Raw genomic sequence first — 18,984 nt, forward strand, 5'->3', positions numbered from 1 at the left:
TGCATTCACAGCAAATGCAATTTCTTCAATGTTCTAACGATGAAACATTATAAAACATTAAGCGAATTACATAAAGATAACGGCTGGCCCGCGCCTCAAAATCCTCTATTTAGTATTGTGGGCTGCCAGTCAAGCTGTCCGCTGGGCAACCGGGAATACACCACTGATTCTTATATGATTGCATTTAAAAAAATTAAATCCGGGACAATTATGTATGGTAAAACTCCTTACGATCACGACAATGGATCTATGTTTTTTACCAAACCACGCCAGATTATTGAAATGAAAAATTTAAAACTTGAGGAACAAGGTTTTATGTTATTTATACATGAAGATTATTTGTACCGTAACGAATTATATTCGATCATACAGCAATACGCTTTTTTTGATTATGAAACTAACGAAGCCATCCATCTGTCTCCTGCTGAAGAGCTGATTATCTGGGAACTGCACAATAAGATAAACATAGAATATCTGGCAAATCCTGATGAATTTACTAGAGAAATCATATTAAGTCATGTAGCATCTATTTTAAAATATGTACAGCGTTTCTATAAAAGACAATTTATCGACAGAAAACAATTATCGGGCAGGATAGTTTCTAAGTTTACTACCGCTCTAAAGCAGCACTTAAACAATGGAAAATTGAAAGAAGATGGTCTGCCAAGTGTTGCTTTATTAGCCTCACAATTACTTTTATCGCCAAGATATTTAAGCGATTTATTGAAACAGGAAACCGGTAAAACCGCTATTGAGTTAATACATATCTATTTGATAAGCGAAGCCAAAAATTTACTCCGTTCAGGAGATAAAGGTGTTGCCGAAATTGCTTTTCAATTGGGATTTGAAAATGCATCCTACTTTAGCAGGCTTTTTAAAAAGCAGACAGGATTACGTCCACTCGATTTTAAGCATTCTTTGAACTAATAATTAGTTTCATCCAATGAAAATAAATAATGACAATGCAGAAAACACCGACGACACTCGAATTACATAAAAAGTAAACACGCATTCCAGTTTTTTTTTCTTACTATGTCCATATATTTGTGTACCACTAAATATAAAGAATACATGAAAGTTTTTGAGAACCTATCGGCCTATAATAAATACTTAAATCTTTCAGAACCTTTTCATCCCTTGATGGACAGCAGGGTTTGCAAGCAGGCTATTCCTAATTTCCCACAGTCAAGCAAAGAAATTCAGGTTAACATGTTTAAGGTTTCATTAAAAAAGAACTTTACCGGTGATATCAAATACGGCGCAAATAAATATAAAACAGATAATGGCTTACTGCTTTTCAGCAGCCCCGGCCAGGTCGTATCATGGGAATCACTTACTTTCTGGGACGGGTATGCTTTTGTATTTCATCCTGACCTGATTAAAAAGCATCCCATTGCACAGAAGATCAGCCAGTATAAATATTTCAGCTATGAAATCAGCGATGCTCTGTTTATGACTCCCGAGGAAGAAGAAACTATAACATGGCTGTTTACCAAAATCCATCTTGAACTTCTAAATAATACAAACAATGCCAGTGAAGATGTAATCCTCTCACTACTGAATGTAATCCTAACTTATTCAGAGCTCTACTACGAAAGACAGTTTAAAGAAAATGGATCAAATACTGCTTCTGCTTCTGTTTCATCAAAAGTAAAAACACTTTTACAGCAGTATTATAATGATTTATCAGTGCCTGTAAAAAGTGTCCCAACAGTAGCCTCCATTGCGGATGAATTGAATTTATCTCCCAATTATCTAACCGACCTGATAAGATTGGAAACTGGGAAAACTACCATTAACCTCATACATGAATATGTAACCGAACAGGCGGAAATATTATTGCTTCAAACCGATATGAATGTCAGCGATATTGCCTATCAGCTGGGATTTGACAATGCTTCTTATTTCTCCAGACTCTTTAAAAAAAACAAAACCTACACACCGGGCGAAATCAGGGAAAAGTACAGGTAATTTCGTGTTTTGTGAAATAAGAAGGTAACGGCTTTACATAATTTTGAGTATGCAAATTTAAAAGCCTTTACGATGAATTCGAATTTTTCAAATTCCCAAACCCAGTTCAGCATCATCAATTCCCTCAAAATGGCGTTCCGCCATTTCGGAAAGGGAGATCCTATATTATTTTATAATCGTTTCCGTGGAATACTCGATACATGGGATCCGCTATTTTTGGATACACTCGCAGAAAAACACACTATTGTATTATTTGATTACCCTGGAATTGGAGAATCGGAAGGAGAACTGTCGTCTGACATCGCCGAAGTAGCTGCTGTTGGAGTAAAATTAATGGAAAATTTAGGCATTAATAAATTTCATGCTGCAGGATGGTCTTACGGCGGACTTGTCGCGCAGACTGCTCTTTTCATGAATAGAGACAAAGTAGCTAAAGTAGTTCTTATTGGTACAAATCCTCCCGGCATTAATGAAGTTCCTTTTGACAAAACTTTCTTTGAAAGAGCGCTTAAACCTGTAAATGATCTTGAAGACGAAACGGTTGCTTTTTTTGAGCCTTCATCTGAAAAAAGCAGGGCTGCCTCTAAAGCTTCTTTTGATCGGATAGCGGTAAAACTTGACCGCACTAAAATTCCTTCCACTCCAGAGCAATTTCAAAAATATTTTGAAGGTTCCGCAATGATGAAAAAAGACATTCATGATTATCGCGGCCAATATAAAACGCTGAAAAATCCGGTTTTAGTCATATCAGCTGATCATGATATTAGTTTTGCTGTAGAAAACTGGTTCCCTCTTTTGAGACATGCACCTTCAATGCAGCACATTATTATCAACGATGCCGGACACGGACTTCAGCATCAGGAGCCTGTTCTTATTGCGGGCTACATCAGTTTGTTTCTCAGTTAATAAATTCTACACTAATAATTAAAATTCTTAATCATGATTTTTACAACACAAAAAATAAGTGAATCTTACTGGAAAGTAAGGATAGAAAATCCACCTGTTAACGTTTTTGATGCTGCTTTTTCAAAACAGCTGATTGTTTTAATGGATGAAATGGAAGCAGAAGAAAATCTAAAAGTTGTTGTTTTTGAAAGTGCAAACCCTGACTTTTTTGTGGCACATGTTGAACTTCTAAATATTACTGATTTTCCAAAAGGTACAGGGAAAACAGGACTTTCAATTTCATGGCCAGACATTGCAAAACGTCTCGAGCAGGCCTCATTCGTAAGTATTGCATCGATAAGAGGAAGGGCAAGAGGTCTGGGAAGCGAGTTTGTACAGGCTTTTGATATTCGTTTTGCCAGTAAAGAAAAAGCTTTTTTCGGCCAGCCAGAAATCGGAATAGGTTCATTTCCAGGCGGAGGAGGACTAGAACGTTTACACCTTCTAACCGGAAAAGCAAGAGCTTTAGAAATCATTTTAAGCGGAAACGATTATGATGCTGAAACTGCTGCTCTTTACGGGTGGGTTAACCGTGCAGTTCCAGACGCTGAACTGGACGCTTTTGTTACGAATTTTGCCGAGAGAATTGCCTCATTTGACAAGTTTGCCATTGCTTCTATAAAATCGATAATGAATGAAAGAGCAGTGCTGCCAAAAAATGACCATATTATGGAAACACAGACCCGTTTCTTTCAATCTTTAGAATCACCGGAAAGCAGACAACGTATAAAAAGACTTTTAGATAATGGCCTGCAGACTTCTGGTGATGTTGAATTAAACTTGGGAAAACATCTTTAATAGCCGCCTCCTTCATAATTTTCATAACTAAATCCAATTTGTACAAAGCTTTGCAGTTTTGTGCAAATTGATTTATACAGGCATAAACTGCTTAAAGTAATTAGAAGCAAAAAAAACTTAAATTTATATTATAATAAATACGTACCTCATGAAAGCTTTTATAGTAAATAAATACGGAAAAAATGAGAAACTGAAACTAATTGAAGAAGCTTTGCCCTCTGTAAAAGAAAATGATATTTTAGTTGAAGTATATGCCGCAGGACTTAATCAGCTCGATTCTAAATTGAAAAGCGGTGAGTTTAAATTAATTTTGCCATACAAAACACCTTTTATTCTGGGGCACGATCTGGCTGGAATTGTAATAAAAACAGGAGCAAAAGTAACTCGTTTTAAAGCAGGAGATGAAATATTTGCACGGGTCTCAGATATGAGGATTGGCACTCTTGCAGAATATATAGCAGTCGATGAAAATGATGCTGCTCTAAAGCCCAATACTATTTCAATGGAAGAAGCTGCGTCTATTCCACTTGTCTCCTTAACAGTCTGGCAGGCATTTGTGGAAAGAGCAAATATAACTAAGGGACAAAAAGTTTTCATTCAGGCCGGTTCTGGAGGAGTTGGCACAATAGCGATTCAGCTGGCCAAATATTTTGGAGCATTTGTAGCCACAACTGCCAGCGAAAAGAATTTTGAAATGCTGAAAAGACTTGGAGCAGATATTATAATAGATTATAAAAAGGATAACTTTGAAACTATTCTTAAAGATTATGACGTGGTACTTAACAGTCAGGATATTAAGACACTTGAAAAATCATTGACAATTTTAAAACCAGGAGGCAGTATTATTTCAATTTCGGGACCTCCAACTCCAGAGTTTGCAAAATCAATCGGTGCATCATCAATAATAAGTTTTATCCTTTGGTTAACCAGTCTGAAAATCCGTAATAAAGCTAAAAAATTAAATATTAATTATTCATTTTTATTTATGAAGGCCAACGGTAAACAACTTGAACTGATTGGTAATTTACTAGAATTAAAAGAAATTAAACCAATTGTAGATAAAACTTTCCCTTTTGAGCTGACCAATGATGCTTTTGATTATCTGGAAAGCGGACATGCAAAAGGAAAGGTTGTGGTAAAAGTAAAATAATTGTGTTATGGAGTTGTCTTCAATTTTGCCACGAAACGTTAAGGCGGTTTTGTAAAAAAGAAGCTCACATAAAAACTATTAAATTGAATTAATGCAGCTTTAATCAAAAATTACGGTTGAATCTCCTTTTCCCATTATAACTTTACTTGTCAGACCGATAAATATTCCATGTCCAACAATTCCATTAATATCATTTAACTTTTTAGATAAAGAAACAGGATTGGAAATGAGGCCAAAATCAGCATCTATAATATAGTTGTCCTGATCTGTTTTAAATGATTTATCTCCTGTCATTCTAATTTTTCCAATACCATTTAATATTTTAATTTGACTTAAAATATAATTTGAAGCAAATGGAATTACTTCAATTGGGACTTTGAATTTCCCTATTTGTTTTACTTCTTTTGATGAATCCGCAATTATAATTTCTTGTTTTGTTAATGAGGCTACAATTTTTTCTCTAAGCAATGCACCCCCACCGCCTTTGATTAAAATTAAGTCAGAGGTAAATTCATCTGCTCCATCAATTGTGATATCTATTGAATTTATCAAATTAATATCAATCAAAGGAATATTTAAAGCCTCAGCAAGTTCTTTAGTTTTATTAGAAGTTGGTACCGCTTTTATTTTTAGGCCATTGCTGACAAGTTTTGCAATTTCTCTTATTGCATAAACAGAGCTTGAACCTGTACCTAATCCCACAATCATATTATCTCTTAGTAATTTAACCGCTTCTTTTGCCGCTAGCTCTTTTTCTTGTTCTAAATTCATGGTTTATTAAATTTGTGAATCTTCAATTAAAAGTAGTAGTAAATTCTATTACAAATTTATTTTTTTAATAAATGCTGTTCTTATCCAATACACTAATATTAATTTATGTTTTTTATTTGTCATTAAAAAACACTGTAGTTTTTTAAGCTAAAAACTACTTAAAAGGACACCTTCTCCATTTCAACGATTCATTTTGCCTGTTTACCTAAAATCATACCTTTTAAAGAAGTTTTCTAAAGACCTTTACATAAGAAAACAAAGCATTACTGCTTATAACTTAAAAACTTGAAATTATGAAAGCAACCATTGGCCTTACAGAAAAAAATACTGACGCTGTTTCTAATGAATTAGCAAAACTGCTCGCAGACGAATTTGTACTTTATACTAAAACCAGAAATGCACACTGGAATGTTACAGGCGATAATTTTCATGCCAATCACATTTTCTTCGAAAATCAATACAAACAGTTGGATGAAATCATTGACAGCGTTGCAGAACGTATGCGTAAAATTGGCCACTATGCACCAGCAACCTTAAAGTCCTATCTTGAATTGACGCATCTTACAGAATACAGTGAAAGAACAAACGATGGTTTAGGATTTATGAAAGATCTTTTGCAAGACCATGAAAGCATCATTGAATTTATTCGTGGCAACATTACTCCTTTTGCCGATGATTACAAAGATTATGGTTCAAGCGATTTTATTACTGGTTTAATAGAAATTCATGAAGAAATGGCATGGATGATACGCTCTTACTTTAGATAAAATAACAAGGAATAAGTATATTTGTCTAAACCAAAAACCAAATACCATGAAAGCGTTAATTGTTGATGACAATGATATTGCAAGAACTACTTTATCTCATTTGGCAAAACAAATTCCGAATCTTACTGTTGTAAATGAATATTCGAATGCTATTGAAGCCTATCATCATTTACAGGAAAATCAGGTAGATTTGATTTTTTTGGATATCGAAATGCCTGAGATGACGGGAATTGAATTGACTAAAAACCTTTCAGGCAAAGATATCATCATCATTTTCACTTCTTCTAAAAAAGAATATGCGCTGGAGGCATTTGAATTGAATATCGCAGATTATATTCTAAAACCAGTTACTCCTGCTCGATTTTTACAGGCAGTGAGTAAAGCACAATCTATCATTGAAAGCAGAAAAGAGAATATACAATTTGGTAAAGAAGAATTTTTATTCGTTAGAGATTCTAATATTACCAGACGACTAAAACTAGATGATATTTTTTATGCTGAAGCAATGGGAGATTATGTAAAGTTTTACACCAAAGAAAAAATGTTTGCCATTCACGGCAAAATGAAAACTGCCGAAGAACGTCTGCCAAAAGATGATTTCATTAGAGTACATCGTTCTTATATTGTTTCTATTGGTAAAATTGACACTTTACAAGACGGAGGTATTATGATTAACAAAAAATTTATTCCTGTTGCAGATGCTTACAGAAAAGCACTTAACACTAGGATGAATGTTTTCTAAATGTCATTTTATTTTTTCTGCTGCGTAAACTAGAATGCTATCTTATTGAATTAAGATCATACAATTTCATTTACACTTATTTATATGATAAATACGTCTACCGTAATGGGTAACAAACGCTTTAGTTATTTTATAATTAGCAGTTTTATTTTATGCAGTATATTATTGATTGCTGTACAAATTAATTCGGCTCAAAATACTAAAGAACTCATACGAAATAATAATACCCTTTTAAACGAATTGCGTTCCAGCAATCATTTAAGAGAAATTGACCGCGATATTTTGGGTGTCGAAAGCAGAATTCGAGCTTCGATCGCTACTAATGACACTACACATTTAGAAGGAATCGATCAAAAGATCAGGCAGATTAGAAATTTTCTCGATTCCCTTTCTGTGGATAATGCCGATCCTGAAGAGGAAAAGTTAATACAAAGACTCGGAGTTTTGGCTCAGGATAAAATGGTCACAAAAGGAAAACTCCTGCATCGTTTTGATTCTTTAGGAAATATGGATGATGATAGCTCGATTGCTAATCCTAGAGCCAGAATAATTTCTAATGAGATTACCGATATTACAGCAAAGATTTACCATAAGCGTCAATTGCGCATGGTAGAGTTGCGAAATCTAAGTGTGGAAATGGGTCAAAGAGCAAAACTTTACGACATCTCCTTATTAGTTTTACTAGTTTTGAGTGGTGCCGTTATAGGGTATCATATTATGCGCCAATTTAGAAGACAACATTTTCTGATTAAAGAATTGGATATTGCAGAAAAAAAAGCATCGATCGCCGCTCAGACCAAAGAAAATTTTCTGGCTAATATGAGTCATGAAATCAGAACGCCGCTTAGTGGTATTTTAGGTTTCACCAATTTATTACAAAAAAGGCCTTTGGATGAAACTTCCGCAGAATTTGTAAATTCTATTCAGCGTTCGGGCGAAAATTTAATGACCATTATTAATGATATACTCGATTTATCTAAAATTGAGGCTGGAATGATGCGTATTACGCCAGGAATATTCAGCATTAACGGACTATTGGATTCAGTTGAAACACTTTTTTCAGAACGTGTAAAAGAAAAAAAATTAACCATCTCCAGTAAAGTCGATACTTCGATCCCTGATACTTTAATTGGTGATGCCACGAGATTAACTCAAATATTGGTAAACCTCATTGGAAATGCCATAAAATTTACCCATCAGGGATCTGTAAGCATTGAGGTCTATAACAAACTACAACATGAAGACAAGGTCATTGTAGGCTTTAAAATTACGGACACGGGAATTGGAATTGATAAAGAAAAACTAAATGAAGTCTTTGAAAGATTCAATCAAGGTGAAGACTCTACCACTCGAAATTACGGTGGGACTGGCCTAGGATTATCAATAGTAAAAAAACTGATTTTATTGCAAAACGGTGATATTGAAGTAAAAAGTGAACAAGGAAAAGGAACAACCTTTAGCTTTTATATTCCGTATGATATTGCTAAAGAACAGCTCAATTCTAAACCTATTGCCAATATTAACCACTTTAAAGATATCTCAAATACCGCTTTGAGAGTTTTAGTTGTAGATGACAACGCGATCAATCAAAGTTTAATGAAACATTTGCTTTCTCAATGGAATGTTGATTTTGAAATGGCTTCTAACGGTTTGGAAGCAGTAGAATATTTAAGCAAAAAAGATTGTGATCTTGTATTAATGGATTTACAGATGCCTCAAATGGATGGATATACTGCTGTGCAGCAAATTAGAGAAATCTTAAAACTGGATATTCCCATAATTGCCATGACAGCACATGCCCTGCCTGGCGAAAGAGAAAGATGTTTGAGCTGAGGAATGAACGAATACATTTCAAAACCTATAAAAGAGGAAGAACTTTTTAAACTGATTGCTGCTTTTGGACTGAAAGAATCAAATTCCGAAGAAACAAACGTTATACAATCTAATCCTGTTTTTCAACATATTGATCTTTCGTATATGCAATCTGTAAGCGCTGGCAATAAAGCGTTTGAACAAACTGTCACCAAACAGTTTATTGACAATGTGCCACTACATTTGGAACAGCTTATGACGGCTTATCAAAATCAAGATTTTAAAATGGTGAAACTTAGAGCACATGACTTACAATCAAGTGCTGCTATAATGGGACTATTGCCTCTTTTAGAAGAAAAACTTGATATTCTTGAATTGGCTACAGAACAAAATGCAACTTTACAGCAAATTTTAAATGATATCGAAAAGATTCTGAACTTTTCGCTCTTAGAAGCTAAAACATTTTTAGAATCACTATAAAATAAATAAGACAACAGCTCGTTTTAAATTCAAGAAAAACCATCTTACTATATATTATTCAATTGAAAGACTGTCTGTAAAAGGCGGTCTTTTTTGTTTTTTTTCATTTTAAAATATAGCTGTATAAAATGCCCATTTAAATAATCATACATTAATGATTGCAGGCGTAATTATCGTTGTGTCCCAGTGGTTGAAACCACTGGCTATGTTTACCCATATTGAGATGATTTTTCGTTCCAATTTTAAAACATAGCCCGAGGTTTCAACCTCGGGAAACGTATTAAATACAGATCTATGATAACAACAAACGATTGATTTCGCTATTTAAACGAGTGTTTTTGCCCATTCGATGAATAGTGGAATGCTACACAAATGTAAGGCAGTAAATTTACTTCAGTTAAACATTTAAAACCAAGAAATCATGGAAATCATCCAAACCAAAGAAAACGCATTATCACATTCAGCAGTAACTGCAGTTATTAATGCTCCTATTGAAAAAGTAAATATTGCAGACTGGCTTTTAAACCTTCCGGATGCAGAATACCAACGTTGCTCAACTCAGCATATTGGTGCAGGAATTACCAGCACATACGAGGGCGAACCCATGTCTATTAATGTAGAAACAATTGGCGATGCTTTAATGGTGCAGCATTATGTGGCAACGGTTCATCGTCCAGATTATTGCCGTATGTTGTCTATCTCAGATTCTATTACTAAAAACGGACGCACTAAAGTTCAGGTTTTATGGGAACTTAAAGTAACCAAAATTGATGAAAATACTTGCCTTTACACCAACGAGATTCATGCAACTGCAACACCAGAAATGTTTGAATACTTAAAAGAACATGGAGTAGATCTAGCTGGCGCTGCTGCTTCAAGACAAGCTGCTTCTGATGCACACAATCATGAAGAAACTCCTAACTTTGCTAAAAGCATAGAAAACAAAGCATTAACTGGCAAATACAATCAGCCTTTTTAATAGTATAGAAATCGAGCGCACCAATGTGCGCTCTTATTATTTTGAGTATTATGAAAAATAATTTGTTTGAAATACTAATCGGTTCTTGGACATTAGTTGAATTGATTGAAGTACCTTTAGGGGACGGAAAAATTACAAATCCGATGGGAACCAAACCAAAAGGCATTATTATTTATAACAGTGACGGCTATATGTCGGCACAAATAATGAATACTGATTTTGAACATTCTGACACAAAAGACAGTCCTCCTTATCTCGCCTATTCTGGTCCCTTCAAAACTGATGATGAAAAACAAATAGTCAGCCATACTATGTCTGTTTCACTTTTTGAAAATTGGAGAAATGAGACACAAAACAGAAAAGTTCTTTTTAAAGATGGATTGCTTCATTTAGAAACAGAGAAACCATTTATAAGCAATTCACGTTTGGTCATTCATAAACTTACTTGGAAAAGAATAGAACAATTAAACAAAAACCATTAATCGCAAACCAAATGAAAGCAATAGTTATAACTCAATTTGGAGCTCCAGACGTACTTAAACTGCAGGAATATCCAACTCCAGAAGTAAGCGGAGACAAAGTATTAATAGAAGTTAAAGCAGCAGGTTTAAATCGCTCTGATATCTTCCAGCGTGAAGGCAATTATCCTGCACCAGCTGGAGTTTCATCTGAAATTCCTGGTTTGGAAGTTTCAGGAATTGTAGTCGAATGCGGACCAGATGTTACCGATTTAAAAATTGGTGATCAAGTCTGCGCTATTCTCGCTGGCAGTGGTTATGCAGAATATGTAAGCGTTCGGGAAGGTCAATGTCTGCCAATTCCAGCTGGACTGACTTTTGCTGAAGCAGCAAGTTTGCCTGAGACAGTTTTTACAGTGTGGTCAAATGTTTTTCAGAGAGGAAACTTAAAACCTGAAGAAACTCTTTTGATTCACGGCGGTAACAGTGGCATTGGCATTACAGGAATTCAAATTGCTCATTCTCTAGGCATTCGCGTAATTGTAACAGTAGGATCTGATGAAAAAGGCCAAAAATGTCTCGATCTTGGCGCTGCATCTTATATCAATTACAAAACCCAAGATTTCGAAACCGTTTTGCAGGAAGAAGGAGTCGATGTCATCTTAGATATGATTGGCGGTAATTACTTGAGTAAAAATGTAAATATCCTAAAACCCGAAGGCAGATTAGTTCATATTAATGCGGTAAGCGGCAGCCATGTAGATCTTGACATTTGGAAAGTAATGATAAAACGTTTAACAATTACTGGAAGTACCTTAAGAAGCCGAGACTATGATTTTAAAAAACAGCTAGCCAAAGAAGTGCAGAAAAACGTTTGGCCATTAATCGAGTCAAAACAATTCAAACCGATTATTTTTAAAACCTTTCCTTTCACCGAAGCTCCTGATGCACATCGATTGTTAGAAGATGGCACTCATACGGGCAAAATTATTTTAGTTCGATAATTAGTCCGAATAAACCTTAAACCTCAACCAAAAATAAATAGTAATATGGAAAATCAAGGCGCATCTGTTGTTATTACGCACCATATTTTGGATGGAAAAGAACAGGAATATGAAAAATGGCTGGATGAAATTGTTCCCATTACCAAACACTCCAATGGTTTTATCGATTTGCAGATCGTACGGCCAATTCCGCATTTGACGTTTGTTTACACAGTTATTATCCGATTTGACACTATTGAAAACCTTAAATACTGGATGGAATCGGAAGACCGCAAAATGCTCATTAAAAAAGCAAATCCATTATTCAGAAAAAATGACAACTACCAGATAAAATCAGGTTTGGATTTTCTTTTTAATGCAGAAAACGAAGGAAACAAAGTTCCTGTTCGCTGGAAACAATTTCTTGTAACATGGTCTGCTATTTATCCATTGTCTCTTTTAATTCCTTTATTGGCACTCCCCTTTTTGAGATTTTTGAAAGTACCGTCAAATCATTATTTTGATGGATTAATAATTTCGGGCATCATAGTCTTTTTAATGGTATTTGTTGTAATGCCCAATTATACCAAACTGATCAAAAAATGGCTTTATAAATAATTAAAACTTCCCTCATTATAAAATCAAAAATCACTGTAGTTTGCAGTGATTTTTTTTGGTTAAACTCTAAAAAAACAAATCCTCTACAATCAGAAAGCTTCAAATTATTCCTAAAGTTTCTCTTACTAAATTCAACGACTCATTTTGCCCATTTAACGAATTCAAAATATACTCAGCATATATCTTCAATAGCTTTACAATAGAATTAAAAACCAATACAATTAATCATCAAAAAGCTATTATTATGACTACCGAATTATTAAGTTTCAAATACGAACTAGAAAAAAAAGAACCACGCACTAATGACGGCGGTACAACAAGAGGAGCTTCCGTAAAAGATTTTCCAGCTTCTATTGGCATCGCAGGAGTTTCCATGCGACTACAGCCGGGAAGTATGCGCGAATTACACTGGCACGCAAATGCAGCAGAATGGGCTTATGTTATTTCAGGAACGGTTCGCACCACGATTATTCATCCGAATGGTAAAAGCTACACAGATAATTTTGAACCAGGCGATGTTTGGTATTTTCCAAAAGGATACGGGCATTCAATCCAAGCAACAGGAACAGAAGAGTGTCATTTTATTTTAATCTTTGATAATGGAAATTTTTCCGAAGATCACACTTTCAGCGTTACCGATTTTGTATCCTGCATGCCACCAGAAATTGTTGCTCAAAACTTGGGAATTACTTTGAAAGAAGTAGCCGCATTACCTCAAAAAGAAGCCTATTTCGCAGCCGGGATTGTTCCTGACGAATTATCATTTACTGCCGCTTCACGACCTGAAGAATCAGATATCGAATTAACCAATTTACACCGTTATCCTTTGCATTCTCAACAACCTAGAATAATTCCAGGTGCCGGTTTGCAAAGATTGGTAACAAGCAAAGAATTCCCTATCAGTACCACAATGGCGGGATCTATTATAGAATTACAGCCAGGCGCTTTAAGAGAAATGCATTGGCATCCCAATGCTGATGAATGGCAGTATTATATTTCTGGTCAAGCCGAAATGTCTGTTTTCTTAGCAGAAAGCACAGTTGTTACCGAACAATTCAACGCTGGAGATGTCGGTTATGTGCCAATGGGTGCAGGACATTATATTAAAAACACTGGAAATACCGTTTGCAAAATCTTAATTGGTTTTAACAGTGGTACTTATCAATCTATTGATTTAAGCGAATGGCTTGCAGGAAATCCAAAAGATGTGGTGGTAACCAATTTTGGTTTGGAAGAAGGCGAAATAGAAAAATTTCCTAAAAGCAAACTGTTTATTCAACCGTAATCATAAGTATTGTGGATGTCCAAACACAGTTCATAGATTCGTCTGAACAAACTAGATCGCAGGAGAAACTTGCCATATTTTTAGCCTTTATTGCAGGCTTTCTTGATGCTGCTGGTTTCCTAAAATGGAAAGTATATGTCTCTTTTATAAGCGGAAACAGCACACAATTGGGAATCGCATTATCCAGTGGCAAACTCAACGTACTTCTTTCGTCTTTAACGGTAATTGGCTGTTTTGTCTTCGGAATATATGCTGGAACCTGCATTTCGTTGTGGAGAGAATCCAAAATTCAGACCCTGCCATTTTATATCGTTTCAGGAATATTGATTGTCTATACAATGGCATCCAATTATTATACGATAAACAACGGATTGTCGATACCTATCATTCTTTTTTCAACTGGTGTTATGAACACTATTGTAACATCTGTTGGAAGTCAAAAAATAAATACCGATTTCGTGACGGGAACATTGAATAGTCTGGCTAGAAATACAGCCATGTTAAGTCTTTCCCGAAATAAAAACAGTCGGAAGTTTTATAAACTCAATGCTATACGACTTTTACTATTATGGATTGGCTTTTTGCTAGGTGCATCTGTCGTACCAATTATACTTCCGTTATTGAAAAATTGGACGCTTATTTTGCCTGCTGCATTACTACTTGCTTGTGCATTGTTACTGCCGATTACGGACTTTAACCTTAAAAATAAATCTTATGCTGAAGAAAAATGACGTTGCGCCAGATTTTACCTTATTTGCAACACCCGATCAAAAAATCACTTTATCAGAATTTAAAGGAAAAAACGTGATTTTAGCTTTTTATCCTGCCGACTGGAGTCCAGTTTGCAGCGACCAAATGGCACTTTACAACGAAATGCAGAAATACTTCAAGAAATATGATGCTACAATTTTCGGTATTTCTGTAGATAGTAAATGGTGTCACATGGCCTTTTCTCAATCAAGAAATCTGCATTTTCCTTTATTGGCTGATTTCGAACCAAAAGGAGACACTTCAAAAAAATATGGCGTATACAATGAGAAAGAAGGCGAATGCAATCGTGCCCTTTTTATAATTGACAAAGAAGGAATTATACAATGGAGTTATCTCTCGCCAATGGCTATAAACCCAGGAGCAGATGGAATTCTTGAAGCTTTAGAAAAACTATAAAAACCAATCAATTATGTCACTAAAACCAGCGGTCAGTAAAACTGATCATATACAAGGAAAAAAAGATGCTAGTATAGTAATCGTAGAATACGGAGATTATCAATGTCCCTATTGCGGTGCTGCCTATCCAGTTCTTAAAGAAATGATGACGAAATACGGCAAACAGATAAAATTTATTTTTAGAAATTTTCCGTTATCAGAAATGCATCAATACGCCCGTCCTGCAGCAATTGTGGCAGAAGCCGCAGCATTGCAGGGAAAGTTCTGGGAAATGCATGATGCTATCTACGAAAACCAAAGGCTTCTAAACGAACCTTTTTTATTAGAATTAGTAGAGAAATTGGAGCTAGACCCACATCAGTTCAATGTCGATATTAAAAAATCTGAACTTGCCACAAAAGTAGATTCCGATTTTGAAAGCGGTATTTTAAGCGGTGTAAATGGCACACCTTCTTTTTTTGTCAATGGTAGAAAATTTAACGCAGGTGCAGAAGATCTCTTGCAACTGATGAGTGAAATCGTGAAATAAATAGGTTGAGAATTAAATATAAAAATCGAATAGTATGCTCTCAATTAATGAATGAAAGTATATTTTTTGAACCAATTTTTAATTAAATTTACGTAACAACTTCAATTACAATATCATGGAAATAAATTATACGGAATTAGTTTCCATCAAACACGTAAGTGTCCAAAGAATAGAAAATAACAGAACCTCTTCTTTTTTAGATACGCTTTCTGTTGAAGAACCTCTTGAAATCAGGCTTTCTTACGGTTCTAATTCAGAGAGAATTCAAAAGAATATTTCGGTTACCATGCGAACTCCGGGCAATGATATTGATCTTGCGATTGGTTTTCTGTTTACAGAAGGAATTATTACTTCTTTTGAAGATATTCAAGATGCTTTTGCAATAAAAATGAATTGCTTATCACAAAAACAAAACATTGTTCAGGTCGATCTTAAAGAAGGTTTTACTCCAAATTTGATGCAGACAGATCGAAATTTCTATACGACTTCAAGTTGTGGCGTATGCGGAAAAAGTTCGATTCAATCTATAAAAACGGTAAGCCCATTTGGAAATTTGATGAGACCGCAGATCCAGATTCATGCATCTGTTTTTTATCAATTACCCGAAAAATTAAGAATTGCTCAAAGCGATTTTGAATCCACTGGCGGTCTTCATGCGTCAGGGCTTTTTAATATTCAAGGCGATTTGATTCTTTTAACTGAAGATGTTGGAAGACATAATGCATTAGACAAATTAATTGGAAGATCTCTTGCTAATCAATCACTGCCACTAAATGAACATATTTTGCTTCTAAGCGGAAGAGCAAGTTTTGAGCTAATCCAAAAAGCGGCAATGGCGGGAATTTCTATTATTGCTTCTATTGGCGCTCCATCCAGTTTGGCCGTCGAACTTGCCGCAGAGTTTAATATTACACTTTTAGGATTTCTAAAAGAAAACCGATTGAATATCTACAACTCATCGGAACAAACCGTAATCGTCACACAATAGCCATTAAACCATAATACAATGAAGAAAGATCCACAACAAAATACAGATGATTTAACCCATAAATTACCTGAAGCAGAAAATCCGTACCAGCTTTCGAAACTTAAATTAACAAAAGTAGAAAAATGGGCTGCCGGCGTTCCTGCGGTGATGGCTGCGGTAAGCGATCTTATAGAAGATAAAACCATTATAAGAGGTGGAAAAGCTTTGTTTAAAATGAATCAAATGGGCGGTTTTGACTGTTCCAGCTGCGCATGGCCAGATCCTGATGATGATCGATCTCCTTTGGGCGAATATTGTGAAAACGGAGCAAAAGCCTTAGCTGAAGAAGCTACAACCAAAAAAGTTGATGCTGCTTTCTTTAAAGAAAACTCTGTTTACAGTCTTTCAAAATTAGACGATTACCAAATTGGAAAAATGGGAAGATTGACCGAACCGATGTATTTACCTATTGGCGGTACACATTATGAGCCCATAAGTTGGAATGAAGCTTTTAAAAAAATTGCCTCACATTTAAATGCGCTTGAATCTCCAAATGAAGCGGCCTTTTATACTTCGGGAAGAACCAGTAATGAAGCTTCCTTTCTTTATCAGCTATTTGCAAAAGAGTTTGGAACCAACAATATGCCAGATTGTTCCAATATGTGCCACGAAACCTCTGGAACGGCTTTGAAAACTACAATCGGAATTGGAAAAGGAACGGTTACTTTAGAAGATTTTTATGATACCGATGTGATTGTGATAATCGGACAAAATCCAGGAACGAATGCTCCAAGAATGCTGAGTGCTCTAGAAAAAGGCAAAAAAAATGGTGCAAAAATTATTGCGGTTAATCCGTTACCCGAAGCTGGATTAATGGGATTCCATAATCCTCAGGCTATAAAAGGGATAATTGGATCAGGCGGAAAACTTACCGATCTTTTTCTTCCGATAAAAATAAATGGTGATATGGCACTTTTAAAAGCTATTGAGCTTTTGCTAATTGAATTGGAAAAGAAAAACCCAGGTGAAGTTTTTGATCATGAATTTATTAAAGACAAAACAACTGGTTTTGAAAATTTTGAGAAACAGTTTGAAAATTTAGACTTGGATCATCTTGCCTTTCTATCTGGAGTTCCAAAAGATTTAATTATAGAAGCGGCAGAAATACTGGCTTTCAAAAAAAGAATTATTGTTTGCTGGGGAATGGGACTTACCCAGCAGCCAAATGGTGTCGATATGATCCGAGAGATTGTTAATATTTTATTGATTAAAGGAAGTATTGGTAAACCCGGCGCAGGAGTCTGTCCCGTTCGCGGACACAGTAATGTTCAAGGAAACAGAACCATGCTTATTGATGAAAAACCTACAAATGAACAATTAGATCGTCTTCAAACTTACTTTGGATTTAATCCGCCGAGAAATCATGGTTATGATGTGGTTGGAACGATAAAAGCGATTCATGACGAGAAAGTAAAATTTATGTTCTGCATGGGCGGTAATTTTCTATCGGCGGCACCAGATACGACTTATACCGCAGAAGCATTTCGAAAACTGAAACTGCTGGTCTGTGTATCGACAAAACTCAACAGAGGTCATTTGATACACGGGAAAGAATCCCTTATACTTCCTACGCTTTCCCGAAGTGATATGGATATCGTTAACGGCGAAGTGCAGATTATCAGTACAGAAAATTCTATGGGCGTGGTGCAGTCTTCAAAAGGCGTGCTTAAACCTATCTCGGATCAGTTGATAAACGAAACTCAAATTGTCTGCCGAATGGCGATGGAGGTTCTTGGAGAAAAATCAGTTATCGACTGGAAGCAATACCACGACAGTTATGATGATGTGAGAGAAGCTATTGAAAATTGCATTCCAGGTTTTGAAAATTACAATAGTAGAGTTCGCGAAAAAGGCGGTTTTTATCTGCCTAATGCTCCTCGTCATGGTCAATTTACTGCTAAAGAATCAGCTGATCGTGCGGCATTTACTTTAACAGAAATTCCGGATAATGAATTGGAACCAGATGAATATATGATGGCCACAACTCGTACGCATGACCAGTTTAATACTACTATTTATGGTATGGATGACCGCTATAGGGGAATAAAAAATGAACGCCGTGTTATTTTCATGAATCAAAATGATATTGATAAAGCAGGATTTAAAGCGGGAGACATAGTAGATCTCTTTAATTATAATGATGGCATTGAAAGAATTGCGCCTTTATTCCTTATCGTCTCTTATCAAATTCCAGAGCGAAATACGGTCACTTATTTTCCTGAAACCAATGTTTTGGTTTCTGTAAATAATGTGGTGAAAGAAAGCAATATGCCAGCTTCTAAATACGTAAAAATAAAAGTAAAAAAACACGATCCTGCCATCTACGAAAAGATAAAACACATGTAATTCTTTTCAAATAAAAATAAGTTAGCGAAGACTTTTGAGGCATTTATCTAGATTAAAATAGTAATAGCGCTGTTACAATTCATTACTTAATCTAGGTTAATCGACTGCTCTACTCTTGCTATATAAATTTGTCAAAGAAATCTAAGTCAAATAAAA

20 protein-coding genes are annotated in these 18,984 nt (G+C 35.3%); 19 read left to right on the forward strand and 1 reads right to left on the reverse strand.

The features are described from left to right. Positions 1–39: 39 nt before the first annotated feature. From V6624_RS20325 to V6624_RS20345, 5 genes are all read left to right on the forward strand, one after another. Positions 40–927, forward strand: coding sequence for a helix-turn-helix domain-containing protein (locus V6624_RS20325; RefSeq protein WP_111289335.1), 888 nt, complete (start codon positions 40–42; stop codon positions 925–927). A gap of 144 nt (positions 928–1,071) precedes the next feature. Next, positions 1,072–1,971 carry an AraC family transcriptional regulator gene (locus V6624_RS20330; RefSeq protein ID WP_111289333.1) on the forward strand — a complete coding sequence of 300 codons (900 nt, stop codon included), beginning with the start codon at positions 1,072–1,074 and terminating at the stop codon, positions 1,969–1,971. A 72-nt stretch (positions 1,972–2,043) separates the two neighbouring features. Continuing rightward, entirely contained in the window at positions 2,044–2,877 is an 834-nt protein-coding gene (locus V6624_RS20335; protein ID WP_338839990.1) for an alpha/beta hydrolase, read from the forward strand. A gap of 33 nt (positions 2,878–2,910) precedes the next feature. Continuing rightward, a complete protein-coding gene (locus tag V6624_RS20340; protein ID WP_111289331.1) occupies positions 2,911–3,714 on the forward strand; it encodes an enoyl-CoA hydratase/isomerase family protein in 804 nt (267 codons plus the stop codon). Between the two features lie 148 nt (positions 3,715–3,862). Further along, positions 3,863–4,864: an NADP-dependent oxidoreductase gene (locus V6624_RS20345; protein WP_111289329.1), complete on the forward strand. Its 1,002-nt coding sequence runs from the start codon at positions 3,863–3,865 to the stop codon at positions 4,862–4,864. A gap of 99 nt (positions 4,865–4,963) precedes the next feature. Here the strand turns inward: V6624_RS20345 and rpiA are convergent, their stop codons facing one another. Continuing rightward, positions 4,964–5,635: a ribose-5-phosphate isomerase RpiA gene (gene rpiA / locus V6624_RS20350; protein ID WP_111289327.1), complete on the reverse strand. Its 672-nt coding sequence runs from the start codon at positions 5,633–5,635 to the stop codon at positions 4,964–4,966. A 293-nt stretch (positions 5,636–5,928) separates the two neighbouring features. On the opposite strand from rpiA, the gene V6624_RS20355 reads away from it, so the two are divergent. The 14 genes from V6624_RS20355 (at position 5,929) to V6624_RS20420 (ending at position 18,828) form a co-directional block, all read left to right on the forward strand. After that, entirely contained in the window at positions 5,929–6,402 is a 474-nt protein-coding gene (locus tag V6624_RS20355) for a Dps family protein (protein WP_111289325.1), read from the forward strand. 46 nt (positions 6,403–6,448) lie between these two features. Next, positions 6,449–7,144: a LytR/AlgR family response regulator transcription factor gene (locus tag V6624_RS20360; protein ID WP_111289323.1), complete on the forward strand. Its 696-nt coding sequence runs from the start codon at positions 6,449–6,451 to the stop codon at positions 7,142–7,144. 84 nt (positions 7,145–7,228) lie between these two features. Further along, positions 7,229–8,977 carry an ATP-binding protein gene (locus V6624_RS20365; RefSeq protein ID WP_338839992.1) on the forward strand — a complete coding sequence of 583 codons (1,749 nt, stop codon included), beginning with the start codon at positions 7,229–7,231 and terminating at the stop codon, positions 8,975–8,977. 3 nt (positions 8,978–8,980) lie between these two features. Then, positions 8,981–9,436 carry an Hpt domain-containing protein gene (locus V6624_RS20370; RefSeq protein ID WP_338839993.1) on the forward strand — a complete coding sequence of 152 codons (456 nt, stop codon included), beginning with the start codon at positions 8,981–8,983 and terminating at the stop codon, positions 9,434–9,436. A 421-nt stretch (positions 9,437–9,857) separates the two neighbouring features. Then, a complete protein-coding gene (locus tag V6624_RS20375; protein WP_111289319.1) occupies positions 9,858–10,415 on the forward strand; it encodes a hypothetical protein in 558 nt (185 codons plus the stop codon). A 50-nt stretch (positions 10,416–10,465) separates the two neighbouring features. Continuing rightward, positions 10,466–10,897 carry a lipocalin-like domain-containing protein gene (locus tag V6624_RS20380; protein WP_338839994.1) on the forward strand — a complete coding sequence of 144 codons (432 nt, stop codon included), beginning with the start codon at positions 10,466–10,468 and terminating at the stop codon, positions 10,895–10,897. Positions 10,898–10,908: 11 nt separating this feature from the next. Further along, on the forward strand, positions 10,909–11,877 hold the full coding sequence (locus tag V6624_RS20385; RefSeq protein WP_111289315.1) for an NAD(P)H-quinone oxidoreductase: 969 nt from the start codon (positions 10,909–10,911) through the stop codon (positions 11,875–11,877). A 45-nt stretch (positions 11,878–11,922) separates the two neighbouring features. After that, a complete protein-coding gene (locus V6624_RS20390; protein WP_111289313.1) occupies positions 11,923–12,474 on the forward strand; it encodes an antibiotic biosynthesis monooxygenase in 552 nt (183 codons plus the stop codon). 244 nt (positions 12,475–12,718) lie between these two features. Then, on the forward strand, positions 12,719–13,759 hold the full coding sequence (locus V6624_RS20395; protein ID WP_338839995.1) for a cupin domain-containing protein: 1,041 nt from the start codon (positions 12,719–12,721) through the stop codon (positions 13,757–13,759). A gap of 11 nt (positions 13,760–13,770) precedes the next feature. After that, the gene (locus V6624_RS20400) at positions 13,771–14,490 is read left to right on the forward strand and encodes a YoaK family protein (protein ID WP_162615000.1); all 720 of its coding nucleotides are present in this window, start codon (positions 13,771–13,773) and stop codon (positions 14,488–14,490) included. Beyond that, entirely contained in the window at positions 14,474–14,926 is a 453-nt protein-coding gene (locus tag V6624_RS20405) for a redoxin domain-containing protein (RefSeq protein WP_111289309.1), read from the forward strand. Before V6624_RS20400 ends, V6624_RS20405 begins: the two co-directional genes overlap by 17 nt. 13 nt (positions 14,927–14,939) lie before the next feature. Further along, on the forward strand, positions 14,940–15,455 hold the full coding sequence (locus V6624_RS20410) for a DsbA family protein (protein WP_111289307.1): 516 nt from the start codon (positions 14,940–14,942) through the stop codon (positions 15,453–15,455). A gap of 115 nt (positions 15,456–15,570) precedes the next feature. Continuing rightward, complete coding sequence (gene fdhD, locus V6624_RS20415; RefSeq protein WP_111289305.1) at positions 15,571–16,443, forward strand: formate dehydrogenase accessory sulfurtransferase FdhD; 873 nt, start codon at positions 15,571–15,573, stop codon at positions 16,441–16,443. An 18-nt stretch (positions 16,444–16,461) separates the two neighbouring features. Then, the gene (locus V6624_RS20420; protein ID WP_111289303.1) at positions 16,462–18,828 is read left to right on the forward strand and encodes an FdhF/YdeP family oxidoreductase; all 2,367 of its coding nucleotides are present in this window, start codon (positions 16,462–16,464) and stop codon (positions 18,826–18,828) included. Positions 18,829–18,984 lie beyond the last annotated feature (156 nt).

Origin of the sequence: Flavobacterium ginsenosidimutans (genome assembly GCF_037478105.1) — a bacterium.
GTDB classification, from domain to species: Bacteria; Bacteroidota; Bacteroidia; order Flavobacteriales; family Flavobacteriaceae; genus Flavobacterium; species Flavobacterium ginsenosidimutans.

Bases quoted from the DNA above. Each gene is read 5' to 3' on its own strand.
- V6624_RS20390 (WP_111289313.1), top strand. From the start codon at position 11,923: ATGGAAAATCAAGGCGCATCTGTTGTTATTACGCACCATATTTTGGAT.
- V6624_RS20410 (WP_111289307.1), top strand. From the start codon at position 14,940: ATGTCACTAAAACCAGCGGTCAGTAAAACTGATCATATACAAGGAAAA.
- V6624_RS20370 (WP_338839993.1), top strand. From the start codon at position 8,981: ATGAACGAATACATTTCAAAACCTATAAAAGAGGAAGAACTTTTTAAA.
- V6624_RS20355 (WP_111289325.1), top strand. From the start codon at position 5,929: ATGAAAGCAACCATTGGCCTTACAGAAAAAAATACTGACGCTGTTTCT.
- V6624_RS20345 (WP_111289329.1), top strand. From the start codon at position 3,863: ATGAAAGCTTTTATAGTAAATAAATACGGAAAAAATGAGAAACTGAAA.
- V6624_RS20375 (WP_111289319.1), top strand. From the start codon at position 9,858: ATGGAAATCATCCAAACCAAAGAAAACGCATTATCACATTCAGCAGTA.
- V6624_RS20420 (WP_111289303.1), top strand. From the start codon at position 16,462: ATGAAGAAAGATCCACAACAAAATACAGATGATTTAACCCATAAATTA.
- V6624_RS20325 (WP_111289335.1), top strand. From the start codon at position 40: ATGAAACATTATAAAACATTAAGCGAATTACATAAAGATAACGGCTGG.
- V6624_RS20330 (WP_111289333.1), top strand. From the start codon at position 1,072: ATGAAAGTTTTTGAGAACCTATCGGCCTATAATAAATACTTAAATCTT.
- V6624_RS20405 (WP_111289309.1), top strand. From the start codon at position 14,474: ATGCTGAAGAAAAATGACGTTGCGCCAGATTTTACCTTATTTGCAACA.
- V6624_RS20365 (WP_338839992.1), top strand. From the start codon at position 7,229: ATGATAAATACGTCTACCGTAATGGGTAACAAACGCTTTAGTTATTTT.
- fdhD (WP_111289305.1), top strand. From the start codon at position 15,571: ATGGAAATAAATTATACGGAATTAGTTTCCATCAAACACGTAAGTGTC.
- V6624_RS20335 (WP_338839990.1), top strand. From the start codon at position 2,044: ATGAATTCGAATTTTTCAAATTCCCAAACCCAGTTCAGCATCATCAAT.
- V6624_RS20380 (WP_338839994.1), top strand. From the start codon at position 10,466: ATGAAAAATAATTTGTTTGAAATACTAATCGGTTCTTGGACATTAGTT.
- V6624_RS20385 (WP_111289315.1), top strand. From the start codon at position 10,909: ATGAAAGCAATAGTTATAACTCAATTTGGAGCTCCAGACGTACTTAAA.
- V6624_RS20395 (WP_338839995.1), top strand. From the start codon at position 12,719: ATGACTACCGAATTATTAAGTTTCAAATACGAACTAGAAAAAAAAGAA.
- rpiA (WP_111289327.1), bottom strand. From the start codon at position 5,635: ATGAATTTAGAACAAGAAAAAGAGCTAGCGGCAAAAGAAGCGGTTAAA.
- V6624_RS20340 (WP_111289331.1), top strand. From the start codon at position 2,911: ATGATTTTTACAACACAAAAAATAAGTGAATCTTACTGGAAAGTAAGG.
- V6624_RS20360 (WP_111289323.1), top strand. From the start codon at position 6,449: ATGAAAGCGTTAATTGTTGATGACAATGATATTGCAAGAACTACTTTA.